This is a genomic window from Burkholderia sp. NRF60-BP8 (genome assembly GCF_001522585.2).
Taxonomy (GTDB): domain Bacteria; phylum Pseudomonadota; class Gammaproteobacteria; order Burkholderiales; family Burkholderiaceae; genus Burkholderia.
Window position 1 is genome coordinate 2614979 of the sequence record NZ_CP013373.1, and the last position, 11892, is coordinate 2626870.

The following is an 11892-nucleotide window of genomic DNA, read 5'->3' on the forward strand; positions in this document are numbered from 1 at the left end:
GGCCGGCCCCACGAAACGCCCCGACGCCCGGCACTGCCCGGCCGCCGGGGCGTTTTCGATTCCGGACAGGCAAGACCCTGCGGCCGAATGCTTCGCCGACCGGATGACGGCGCGATGCGTCCGCACTGCGTCGCGACGGACGAAAAAAAGCCCCGAAGGCCGTTCGGCGTTCGGGGCTTTTACGCTCGCGGCGCAGCGCCGCGTCAGACCACGGTGATCGCGAGCGCGCTTTCGCGGTAGTGCTTCGCGGCCTTGTCGGTTTCGCCGAGATGCTCGAACAGACGGGCGAGCGCACGATGCGCCCGCACCTTCAGCGCCTCGTTGTCGGCCAGCTTCAGCGCCGCTTCGAGGAACGACTGCGCCTTGCCCCACAACTGCTGCTGCTGGCAGAGGCGGCCGAGTGCGAACAGCAGGTCGGCATCTTCCGGATGATCCTTCTTCCAGCCTTCGGCCTTCTGGATCAGCGGCAGCGCATCGGCGCCGGCCGTGTCCGGATAACGGCGCAGCAGGCGCGCATCCCAGTTGTGCGCGAGCGCGTCCTCGACGATCCGGCGCGCTTCGTTGCGGCGCTCGAGCGGCACGAGCAGCTCGGCCGCGAGATCGGCCAGACGCGGCGACTGGCGCTCGACCGGCGACAGCGACTGCCACACTTCGAGCAACGCGTCCGGGTCGTGCCGGCGTTCGCGCAGCAGGTTTTCCGCCGCCTGCTGGCGCAGCCGCACGGCCGCGGCCGGATGCAGCGCCTCGCGCTTTTCGAGCGCCTTCGCGAGCTTCAGCACCTCGGCCCAGTTCTTCAGTTGCTGCTGCGCACGCAACGCGACCTGCTGCGCGTGGATGCGCTTGCCGCCGGCCTGCATGTCGGCCAGCGCGGCGAGCGCACCGTCGGCATCGCGGGCGTCCGCGCGCATGTCGGCGGCGGCGAGCAGCCGTGCATCCTGCCAGTCGGGCGCGTCGATCTTCGACAGCCAGTCGTCGCGACGCGTGTACTCGTGCATCCGATGCGCGGCGGTGGCCGCGACGAGACTCGCGGCGCCCAGGTTCGCGTCGACCGACAGCGCTTCGCGCGCGGCCTTCTCCGCACGCGAGAAGCGGCCCGCGTACAGGTTCGCGATCGCATCGCGCAGCGACGCCTGCGCCTTCTCGTTGCGCGAGCGCGCGCGATAGGCGGCGACCCGCTGCGGCATGCGCCAGATGTTGCGCACGATGCGCAGCAGCGCATACACGACGATGAACAGCACGACGATGGCGATCACGAACAAGTTCAGCGACACGTCGACCCGGTACGGCGGATAGACGAGCAGCACCTGCCCCGCGTCGAAACGGCCGACGGTGGCGAGCGCGGCGGCGAGCGCGAACAGGACCGCGAGCCAGACGATTCCTCGAAGCGTCATCGTTACCCCCGGCTCTTGAACTGCTGAACGGCGTTCAGGCTCGTGTTCAGGTTCGGCACCGCGACGCTCAGCGATGCGCCGTCGACCTGCTTGAGCAGATCTTCGACGGTCTGCGTGTCCTTCGACGCCTGATCGAAATACTTGCCGAGCGACGCCTGGGCGGCGTGCAGGTCGGCCTTCATCGCGCTGTCGTTGCGCGCCAGCAGCGACAGCCGCGCGGTGAGCAGACGCAGCTTCACGTTCTCGCGCACGAAGTAGCCCTGGTCGGGCGACGCGAGCATCGCATCCGCGTGGTCGATCCGGCGCACCTGCACGAGGCCCTTCAGTTGCTGACCGAGACCGGCCGAGAAGTCGTGCCACCACACCTTCCAGCGCGGCTCGCCGGCGGCGACCGACGAAGCGGCGTCGGCCGGCGCGGCCTTCGGCGCCGCGTGCGGCACGATCGCCTCGCCCGACAGCGGCAGCGCGTCGATCTTGCCGATCGCGTCGTCAAGCTTGATCGCGAGGCCGGTGAGATCGGCTGTCGGCGCGGCCTTCAGCTTCTCGATGTCCTGCGCGAGCGCCTTGCGCACCGTGACGGCCTGTGCGCTCTGCGACGTCGCGAGACGCGCGTCGGCGTTCTGCAGCGCGATCAGCGCGAGCTGCGTGTTGCCGGTCAGCTGAAGCTGCTGGCTCGCGCTCGACAGCATCTGGTCGACTTCCTCGAGCATCCACGCATCGCGGTTGCGCGACAGGTCCTGGTATTGCTGCTGCAGCGCCTGCTGCGCGCTCTGCGCATCGGCAAGCTTGCCGTCGAGCTGCGCGAGCTGCGTGTCGACCTGGTGCGTGCCGGCGAGCGCCTGCTCGGTCTTCATCCGCGTTTCGGCCGCTTGCGCGTCGAGCGCCTTCTGGCGCGCGACGAACGTACCGTCGAGCCGATCGATCTTGCGGTTCAGCGCGTAGCCGCCGACACCCGCCGCGCAGCCGAGCACGACGACGACGAACCACAGCGCCGCGCTGCCGCCGCGGCGCGCACGCGGCTCGGGCGCGAGATAAGGAGGGTTGGGCGGCGGTGCGGATGCAGCGGCCGGCTGGGAAGCGACGCTTTTGGAATCGTTGGTATCTGTCATGCGTTTAGTCACCGGTGCGGCTGTCGCCGGTTGGACGGCCTCGTCGGCCATCGTTCGAAACGCGCGGACGATGCGCTCATCGCCCGCGCCGGTCAGCGTAATCCTATCAAAACCCAATGCGCGCGCGGTCTGCTCGATCCGCGGGTGCGGCGTCACGAGCGGCGCATGCTTCAGCGCGTCGATCTCGGCGTCGTTCAGGTGGGCGCGCGCGAGCTCGTGCAGATTGCGCACGCCTTCCGAGCTCGTGACGAGCCACGCGTGCGGCTGGCCGTCGAGCAGCGCATGCACGCGCTCCCACGCGCCGACGCGCGGCTCGGGCACGACGCGCCGGTAGGCGGCGACGAGCGTGACGTCCGCCCCGGCCTCGCGCAGGCGGTCGGCGAGCCACTCGCGCCCGCCGTCGCCGCGCACGATCAGCACGCGCTTGCCCGCCAGCGCCTGCGCGCCGCCGAACGCGGCCTCGATGCTCGCGAACAGGCTTTCCGAATCGTAATGGGGCACGCCGCCGTCGGGCGGCGCCTGCGGCGCGATCACGCGATGCGCGGGCGCCGCGATGCCGTGACGTTCGAGCGCCGCGACGCTGCCGGGCCCGACCACGCCGACCGGCAGCGCGTTCGGCCAGATCGCGCCGTAGCGCGCGAGCGCGCGGTCGATCGCGTTCGGCGACACGAAAATCACCAGCGCGTAGTCGGCCAGCGCCGCGAACGCGGCGTCGAGCGGCGCCGGATCGTTGACCGGCGCGATGTCGATCAGCGGGAATTCGAGCACGTCGCAACCGGCATCGGCCAGTTGCGACGCAAGCGCGTCGGACTGGCCGTCCGGACGCGTCAGGACAGCGGTGAACGCGCGCGCGCCGCCCGCCATCAGGCGTCGCCCTTGCCCGCGGCCTGCGAGCCCGCGAGCAGCGCCTGGACGATGTCGAGCGCGCCTTGCGCCTCGAGCTCGTCGGACACCGCGCGGCCGAGCGCGAGCGCATCGGCGACGGTCACGACGGCCCCGCACTCCTCGGCCGTCAGCACGCGCTTGCCGTCGGTGGTCGACACGCGGCCCGTCAGGTACAGCTCGCCAGCACGCCACACCGCGTGCGCGGCGAGCGGCACCTCGCAACTGCCGCCGAGCGCGCGCGACACCATCCGCTCGGCCTCGACCGCGAGCGCGGTCTGCGGGTCGTGCAGCGGCGCGAGCCACGCGGCGACGTCGTCGCGGCGCGCGGCGATCTCGATGCCGAGCGCGCCCTGGCCGGCCGCCGGCGGGCTGGCCTCGACGTCGAGCAGCGTGCGGATCCGCGCGTCGAGGCCGAGGCGTTTCAGACCGGCCGCCGCCAGGATGATCGCCGCGTAGTCGCCGCGATCGAGTTTCGCGAGACGCGTGTCGAGGTTGCCGCGCAGCGGCAGGACCTCGAGATGCGGATAACGCGAACGCAGCATCGCTTCGCGACGCAGGCTCGATGTGCCGACGACCGCACCGGCCGGCAGCGCGTCGAGCGACGCGTAATCGTTCGACACGAACGCGTCGCGCGGGTCTTCGCGTTCCATGATCGCGGCGAGCGAGAAGCCGTCGGGCAGCGCCATCGGCACGTCCTTCAGCGAGTGCACCGCGAGATCGGCGCGGCCGTCGGCCAGCGCGCTCTCCAGTTCCTTCACGAACAGGCCCTTGCCGCCGACCTTCGACAGCGTGCGATCGAGAATCTGATCGCCGCGCGTCGTCATCCCGAGGATTTTCACGTCACAAGCTGGATATAATTTGCGCAGCGCATCACGCACATGTTCGGCTTGCCACATCGCCAGGCGGCTCTCGCGCGAAGCGATCGTCAACGTCGCGGGCAACCGTGCCTGGTGCGGCCCGGCCGCGGGGGTCTCGGAATTCATTGCTGGAACATCGAAGGACGGGATTGAAGACCGAACAATGGTAGCACGCACGCCCCGGCCGCCCGAGCCCGGAGCCTGCGCCCGGCCTGCCTCCGTGCGGGTCGCGGCGCCGTGGTGCGGATGTGCCGCACGTAGCTGGTTGCTTGACCGCAGTTCCCGCAGTTCCCGCAGTTCCCGCAGTTCCTTTTGACTCGAGCTTTCCCAAGGAAACCCATCGTGAAGTCTTCCGGATCGGCGCGTACGGCGCGCCGCAATGCTGCCTTGCCCTCCTCCGACGCCCCGACGGGCACGCTCGCCACCGCCGCGAACGGCCGTGCGAAAACGGCGACGAAACCCACGGCAACGAAACCGAAAGACCCGATACGTCAGACAAAAACGGCGACGAAAGCCGCCGGCGCAGTCGCCCGCCAGGCCGTCGCGACGAAGGCCGGCACCCGCGCGCGCGACGACAAGGACCGTCCGCTGTTCGAAGACATCCGCTTCCTCGGCCGCCTGCTCGGCGACGTCGTGCGCGAACAGGAAGGCGATACCGTGTTCGACGTGGTCGAGACGATCCGCCAGACCGCGGTCAAGTTCCGTCGCGAGGACGACAGCGAAGCCGCGCAGGCGCTCGAGAAGAAGCTGCGCAAGCTGACGCCGGAGCAGACGGTGAGCGTCGTGCGCGCGTTCAGCTATTTCTCGCACCTCGCGAACATCGCGGAAGACCGCCATCACAACCGCCGCCGCCGCATCCACGCGCTGGCCGGCTCCGCGCCGCAGCCCGGCACGGTCGCGTACGCGCTCGATCAATTGAAAACCACCGGCAACGCGTCGAAGCGCCTGCTGCAACGCTTCTTCGACGATGCGCTGATCGTGCCGGTGCTGACCGCGCACCCGACCGAAGTGCAGCGCAAGAGCATCCTCGACGCGCAGCACGACATCGCGCGCCTGCTCGCCGAGCGCGACCAGGAACTGACCGCGCGCGAGCGCCAGTACAACGAAGCAATGCTGCGCGCGCGCGTGACCGCGCTGTGGCAGACGCGCATGCTGCGCGACTCGCGCCTGACGGTCGGCGACGAAATCGAGAACGCGCTGTCGTACTACCGCGCGACCTTCCTCGACGAGTTGCCCGCGCTGTACGGCGACATCGAGGCCGCGCTCGCCGAGCACGGCCTGTCGGCCCGCGTGCCCGCGTTCTTCCAGATGGGCAGCTGGATCGGCGGCGACCGCGACGGCAACCCGAACGTGACCGCTGCGACGCTCGACGAGGCGATCAACCGCCAGGCCGCGGTGATCCTCGAACACTATCTGGAGCAGGTGCACAAGCTCGGCGCCGAGCTGTCGGTGTCGAACCTGCTGGTCGGCGCAAGCGACGCGGTGAAGGCGCTCGCGGCAGCGTCGCCCGACCAGTCGCCGCACCGTGTCGACGAACCGTATCGCCGCGCGCTGATCGGCATCTACACGCGGCTCGCCGCGAGCGCGCGCGTGCGCGTCGGCGAAGGCACGGTACCCGTGCGCAGCGCGGGCCGCGGCGCGCCGCCGGTGCGCGCGATTCCGTACGAGGATTCCGAAGCGTTCGTTGCCGATCTGAAGGTGCTGACCGCGTCGCTCGACGAACACCACGGCACGTCGCTCGCCGCGCCGCGCCTCGCGCCGCTCGTGCGCGCGGCCGAAGTGTTCGGCTTCCATCTGGCGAGCATCGACCTGCGCCAGAGTTCCGACATCCACGAGGCGGTGGTCGCCGAGCTGTTCGCGCGCGCGGGCGTCGAGGCCGACTATGCGGCGCTCGCCGAGGAAGACAAGCTGCGCGTGCTGCTCGCCGCGCTCGCCGATCCGCGCCCGCTGCGCTCGCCGTACCTCGAATACTCGGCGCTCGCGCAGAGCGAGCTCGGCGTGTTCGAGAAGGCGCGCGAGGTCCGCGCGCAATTCGGCGCGCGCGCGGTGCGCAACTACATCATTTCGCACACGGAAACCGTCAGCGATCTCGTCGAGGTATTGCTGCTGCAGAAGGAGACGGGCCTGCTCGAAGGCACGCTCGGCGTGCCGGGCGGCGACGCGCGCAACAGCCTGATGGTGATCCCGCTGTTCGAGACGATCCCCGACCTGCGCGACGCGTCGCGCATCATGCGCGAATACTTCGCGCTGCCGGGCATCGACGCGTTGATCGCGCACCAGGGCGCGGAACAGGAAGTGATGCTCGGCTACTCCGACAGCAACAAGGACGGCGGCTTCCTCACGTCGAACTGGGAGCTGTATCGCGCGGAGCTCGCGCTCGTCGACCTGTTCCGCGAGCGCAAGATCACGCTGCGGCTGTTCCACGGCCGCGGCGGCACGGTCGGCCGCGGGGGCGGCCCGACCTACCAGGCGATCCTGTCGCAGCCGCCGGGCACCGTGAACGGCCAGATCCGCCTGACCGAACAGGGCGAGGTGATCGCGAGCAAGTTCTCGAACCCGTCGATCGGCCGGCGCAACCTCGAGACGGTCGTCGCCGCGACGCTCGAGGCGTCGCTGCTGCCGCAGTCGAACGCGCCGGCGCAATTGCCCGCGTTCGAAGCCGCGATGCAGACGCTGTCCGACGCGGCGATGGCCGCGTATCGCGCGCTCGTCTACGAAACCCCGGGCTTCACCGACTACTTCTTCTCGTCGACGCCGATCACCGAGATCGCCGAGCTGAACATCGGCAGCCGCCCGGCGTCGCGCAAGCTGCAGGATCCGAAGCAGCGCAAGATCGAGGATCTGCGCGCGATTCCGTGGGGCTTCTCGTGGGGTCAGTGCCGGCTGCTGCTGACCGGCTGGTACGGCTTCGGCAGCGCGGTGAGCGCGTATCTCGACGGCGCGCCCGACGACGCCGAACGCGCGAAACGCGTCGCGCTGCTCAAGAAGATGAACAAGACCTGGCCGTTCTTCTCGAACCTGCTGTCGAACATGGACATGGTGCTCGCGAAGACCGATCTCGCGGTCGCGTCGCGCTATGCGCAACTCGTGCCCGACCGCAAGCTGCGCAAGCACGTGTTCGAGCGGATCGTCGCGGAATGGGAGCGCACGTCGCAGGCGCTCGCGGAAATCACCGGGCACGAAGGCCGCCTCGCGACCAACCCGCTGCTCGCGCGCTCGATCAAGAACCGCTTCCCGTATCTCGATCCGCTGAACCACCTGCAGGTCGAGCTGATCAAGCGTCACCGCGCGGGCGACACGAACGCGCGGCTGCGCCGCGGGATTCACCTGACGATCAACGGGATCGCGGCCGGCCTGCGCAACACCGGCTGATCCGCGCGCGGCGCGGGTGCATTCCGCGCCGCCCGGGACAACGAAAGCCGCGATACGCGCCCATGCGTATCGCGGCTTTTTTCATGCGACGAGAAACCGTGCGGCGCGCGCCGCACGCTCAGCGCGCGTCGATCAGCAACGCATCGTGCTCGAACGAACCGTCGGGCTGCACCGCGTAATAGCCGCGCACCTCGTCCGGCGCATGCGCCCACAGCGCGCGAATGCCGGCGACGCTGTCGGCCGGCGTGCGGATGCGCGCGACCCACGTGTCGAAATCGATCGGCAACCGCCAGCGGCTGTGCACCTGCGCGTCGAAACCGGCCACGCGAAACATCGCGAGCCATTCGTCCGCACGGTAGTCGCGCACGTGCGACGCGTCGCGCAGCACTTCCGCGGCCTGCAGGTACGTATCGAGGAGCGGATGGTCGTTGCCGGCGATGTCGATCATCAGCACGCGGCCGCCCGGCTTCAGCACGCGGCGCACCTCGGCCAGCGCCGCGCGCATGTCGTGCCAGTGGTGCGCGCTCATCCGGCTCACGACCCAGTCGAACGTCGCGGCGTCGAACGGCAGCCGCTCGGCCGGGCCCTGCCGCGTGCGGATGTTCGCGAGCCCGCGCTCGCGCGCGGCCGCGTCGACGGTCGCGAGCATCGGCGCGGCGAGATCGTACGCGACCACGTCGCGCACGTGCGGCGCGACCGCGAAGCTCGCGTGGCCGGCGCCGCAACCGAGGTCGAGCACCGCCGCATCGGGCGTCGCACGCACCGCGTCGGCGAGCGTCTGCAGGTCGGCGCCCGTCGCATGAACCGTGCTCGTCAGATAGGCGGCGGCCGTCGTGCCGAATGCGTCGGCGACCTGGTCGTGGTGTTTCATCGTTCGCTCCTTTTCTTGATGCAGCCGGCCGAACCCGGCGCGCCCGCGCGCGATCCGGCCCCGTGCAACGTCTCGTGGGACGCACGCTGTGTCCTGCCGGCGCGCGAGCCGCTACAATAGGCCCGCACGTGTACCAGTACAAGTTAAGCAGTTATTCTGGTATTCGGTCCACCTGTCTGATCGTTGCAGACGGATCGTTGCCGCGTCTTCGTCTCCATTTCGCCGTTTCCGCATGAACCAGCCGTCCTCCGCTCCCGTCCCGCCGCTCGACGCCACGCCCGCTCGCGCGCTCGGCGAATTCATCCGCGCCCATCGCGAGCGACTGTCGCCGCAGGCGGTCGGCCTGCCGCCCGGCCCGCGCCGCCGCACGCCGGGGCTGCGGCGCGAGGAAGTCGCGCAGCTGTGCGGCGTCAGCCCGACCTGGTACACGTGGATCGAGCAGGGCCGGCCCGTATCGGCGTCGGCCGACGCGCTCGCCCGGATCGCCGTCGCGCTGCAACTGTCGAAGGCCGAGCGCGCGTACCTGTTCGAGCTGGCCGCGCAGCGCGACCCGGCCGAGCCCGACGTCGCGGGCGGCGACCTGCCGCCGACGCTCGCCGCGACCGTCGCGGCGATCGCGACGCCCGCCTACGTGCTCGACCGCCAATGGAACGCGCTCGCGTGGAACGCACCGGCCGCCGCACTGTTTTCCGGCTGGCTCGACGGCGAGCACGACCGCAACCTGCTGCGCTTCACGTTCATGTCGCCGGCCGCCCGCACGCTGATCGTCGACTGGGAAACCCGCGCGCGGCGGCTCGCGGCCGAATTCCGCGCCGATGCGATCCGCCACCTGACCGATGCGCCGACGCGCGCGCTGATCGACGCGCTGACGGCCGGCAGCGACGCGTTCGCGCAGTACTGGGCATCCCAGGACGTGTTCGAGCGCGAAGGCGGGTTGCGCGAATTCGACCACCCGGCCGACGGCCGCCTCGTGTACCAGCAGATCACGCTGAAGCCCGCGCACCGCGAGGACCTGAAGCTCGTCGTGCTGGTGCGCGACTGAGCACCGGCCGCGCCCGCAAGGGCCGGTAGGCCGGCCCGCGAATGTTAGAATCGCGGGATTCCCTCGGCGGCGCACGCCGCCCAACTCCCCTTCGAAGAAACGCCATGACGTCCCAACTGCACAAAAAGGGCGAGGCCTGGTCGGCCCGCTTCTCGGAACCGATGTCGGAGCTGGTCAAGCGCTACACGTCGTCGGTGTTTTTCGACAAGCGCCTCGCGCTCGTCGACATCGCCGGCTCGCTCGCGCACGCGAACATGCTCGCCGCGCAGCGGATCATCAGCGCCGACGACCTGGCCGCGATCGAACGCGGGATGGCGCAGATCAAGGGCGAGATCGAGCGCGGCGAATTCGAATGGCAGCTCGACCTCGAAGACGTCCACCTGAACATCGAGGCGCGCCTGACCGCGCTGATCGGCGACGCCGGCAAGCGCCTGCACACGGGCCGCTCGCGCAACGACCAGGTCGCGACCGACATCCGCCTGTGGCTGCGCGGCGAGATCGACCGCATCGGCGGCCTGCTGAACGACCTGCGCGGCGCGCTGATCGACCTCGCGGAACGGAACGCCGACACGATCATGCCGGGCTTCACGCATCTGCAGGTCGCGCAGCCGGTCACGTTCGGCCATCACCTGCTCGCGTACGTCGAGATGTTCACGCGCGACGCCGAGCGCATGCGCGACTGCCGCACCCGCGTGAACCGCCTGCCGCTCGGCGCGGCCGCGCTCGCGGGCACGAGCTACCCGATCGACCGTCACGCGGTCGCGAAGACGCTCGGCTTCGACGGCATCTGCGCGAACTCGCTCGACGCGGTGTCGGATCGCGACTTCGCGATCGAATTCACCGCCGCGGCCGCGCTCGTGATGACGCACGTGTCGCGCTTCTCCGAAGAGCTCGTGCTGTGGATGAGCCCGCGCGTCGGCTTCATCGACATCGCCGACCGCTTCTGCACCGGCAGCTCGATCATGCCGCAGAAGAAGAACCCGGACGTGCCCGAGCTCGCGCGCGGCAAGACCGGCCGCGTGAACGGCCACCTGATGGCGCTGCTCACGCTGATGAAGGGCCAGCCGCTCGCGTACAACAAGGACAACCAGGAAGACAAGGAACCGCTGTTCGACACGGTCGACACCGTCGCCGACACGCTGCGGATCTTCGCCGAGATGGTCGCCGGCATCACCGTGAAGCCGGACGCGATGCGCGCGGCCGCGCTGCAGGGCTTCTCGACCGCCACCGACCTCGCCGACTACCTCGTGAAGCGCGGCCTGCCGTTCCGCGACGCGCACGAAGCCGTCGCGCACGCGGTCAAGATCTGCGACGACCGCGGCATCGACCTCGCCGACCTGACGCTCGACGAGATGAAGCGAGAACTGCCGAACGTCGCGCACCTGATCGGCGACGACGTGTTCGGCTACCTGACGCTCGAAGGGTCGGTCGCAAGCCGCAACCATCCGGGCGGCACCGCGCCCGACCAGGTGCGTGCGGCCGTCAACGCCGCCCGCGCCGCGCTGGGCAAGTAACGAGCTGCAGCCCCCGACGGACGCCTTCGGCGTCCGTTTTTCATTCGGGCGGCCGACGCGCCGCCCGCCGCCTTCCCCGCTTCACGGATGCCCCCGATGACCTTTTCCGCCGCGCTCTTCGACATGGACGGCCTGCTCGTCGATTCCGAGCGGACCATCATGAACACGTGGATCGACGTGTCGAATGCGCACGGCGTCGTGTTGACCGAGCTCGATTACCTGCAGATCGTCGGCCGCTCGTTCGCCGAAGGCCAGGTGATCCTCGCGCGACTGATCGGCGACCCCGACACGTTCGACGCGGTGCGCATCCGCGTGCGCGAGCAACTCGCCGCACCTGAGCCCCATCCGAAGTTTCCGCTGAAGTCGGGCGCGCGTGCGCTGCTCGACACGCTCGCGCAGGCCGGCATTCCGTGCGCGGTCGCATCGTCGTCCGCGCGCGACGTGATCCGCGCGCGGCTCGACGCCGTCGGCGTGCTGCCGTTCTTCCGCGCGATCGCGGGCGGCGACGAAGTCGCGCGTGGCAAACCCGACCCGGCCGTCTACCGGCTCGCGGCCGAGCGCCTCGGCGTGCCGGCCCACGCGTGCGTCGCGTTCGAGGACAGCGACTTCGGCGCGCTGTCGGCCGCCGGCGCGGGCGCCGCGGTCGTCACCGTGCCCGACCTGAAGGCGCCGACGCCCGACATCGTCGCGCTGAGCCTGCACGTGCTCGCGTCGCTCGACGACGCGGTCTCGCTCGTGCCGACGTGGTTCGGCCGGCTGGACGCGCAGCAGCCCGCGTAAGCGGCGCACCCGGCCCCCGCCAACGCAAACGGGCACCCGAGGGTGCCCGTTTGCGTTGGCGTGCCGGATCA

8 protein-coding genes are annotated in these 11892 nt (G+C 70.2%); 4 read left to right on the forward strand and 4 right to left on the reverse strand.

What is annotated here, in order from left to right; all coding sequences use genetic code 11:
• Positions 1-203: 203 nt before the first annotated feature.
• The 3 genes from WS54_RS25655 to hemC are packed head-to-tail and all read right to left on the reverse strand — an operon-like array spanning position 204 to position 4368.
• On the reverse strand, positions 204-1391 hold the full coding sequence (locus WS54_RS25655; RefSeq protein WP_034208111.1) for a heme biosynthesis protein HemY: 1188 nt from the start codon (positions 1389-1391) through the stop codon (positions 204-206).
• Positions 1392-1393: 2 nt separating this feature from the next.
• Positions 1394-3364: a fused uroporphyrinogen-III synthase HemD/membrane protein HemX gene (gene hemDX / locus WS54_RS25660; protein ID WP_059782313.1), complete on the reverse strand. Its 1971-nt coding sequence runs from the start codon at positions 3362-3364 to the stop codon at positions 1394-1396.
• Positions 3364-4368, reverse strand: coding sequence for a hydroxymethylbilane synthase (gene hemC, locus WS54_RS25665; RefSeq protein WP_059782311.1), 1005 nt, complete (start codon positions 4366-4368; stop codon positions 3364-3366). Before hemC ends, hemDX begins: the two co-directional genes overlap by 1 nt.
• A 216-nt stretch (positions 4369-4584) precedes the next feature.
• Here hemC and ppc point away from each other — a divergent pair, with 216 nt between their 5' ends.
• Positions 4585-7614: a phosphoenolpyruvate carboxylase gene (ppc, locus tag WS54_RS25675; protein ID WP_059782309.1), complete on the forward strand. Its 3030-nt coding sequence runs from the start codon at positions 4585-4587 to the stop codon at positions 7612-7614.
• 118 nt (positions 7615-7732) lie between these two features.
• On the opposite strand, the gene WS54_RS25680 is transcribed toward ppc, so the two are convergent.
• A complete protein-coding gene (locus tag WS54_RS25680; protein ID WP_034208115.1) occupies positions 7733-8485 on the reverse strand; it encodes a class I SAM-dependent methyltransferase in 753 nt (250 codons plus the stop codon).
• Positions 8486-8717: 232 nt separating this feature from the next.
• On the opposite strand from WS54_RS25680, the gene WS54_RS25685 reads away from it, so the two are divergent.
• From WS54_RS25685 to WS54_RS25695, 3 genes are all read left to right on the forward strand, one after another.
• Positions 8718-9527, forward strand: a complete 810-nt coding sequence (locus WS54_RS25685) for a helix-turn-helix transcriptional regulator (protein WP_034208116.1) — start codon at positions 8718-8720, stop codon at positions 9525-9527.
• Between the two features lie 104 nt (positions 9528-9631).
• Positions 9632-11041, forward strand: a complete 1410-nt coding sequence (gene argH, locus WS54_RS25690; RefSeq protein ID WP_034208117.1) for an argininosuccinate lyase — start codon at positions 9632-9634, stop codon at positions 11039-11041.
• 96 nt (positions 11042-11137) lie between these two features.
• Positions 11138-11821, forward strand: a complete 684-nt coding sequence (locus WS54_RS25695; RefSeq protein WP_059782307.1) for an HAD family hydrolase — start codon at positions 11138-11140, stop codon at positions 11819-11821.
• Positions 11822-11892: the final 71 nt, after the last annotated feature.

Bases quoted from the DNA above. Each gene is read 5' to 3' on its own strand.
- WS54_RS25655 (WP_034208111.1), bottom strand. From the start codon at position 1,391: ATGACGCTTCGAGGAATCGTCTGGCTCGCGGTCCTGTTCGCGCTCGCC.
- hemDX (WP_059782313.1), bottom strand. From the start codon at position 3,364: ATGGCGGGCGGCGCGCGCGCGTTCACCGCTGTCCTGACGCGTCCGGAC.
- hemC (WP_059782311.1), bottom strand. From the start codon at position 4,368: ATGAATTCCGAGACCCCCGCGGCCGGGCCGCACCAGGCACGGTTGCCC.
- WS54_RS25680 (WP_034208115.1), bottom strand. From the start codon at position 8,485: ATGAAACACCACGACCAGGTCGCCGACGCATTCGGCACGACGGCCGCC.
- WS54_RS25685 (WP_034208116.1), top strand. From the start codon at position 8,718: ATGAACCAGCCGTCCTCCGCTCCCGTCCCGCCGCTCGACGCCACGCCC.
- argH (WP_034208117.1), top strand. From the start codon at position 9,632: ATGACGTCCCAACTGCACAAAAAGGGCGAGGCCTGGTCGGCCCGCTTC.
- WS54_RS25695 (WP_059782307.1), top strand. From the start codon at position 11,138: ATGACCTTTTCCGCCGCGCTCTTCGACATGGACGGCCTGCTCGTCGAT.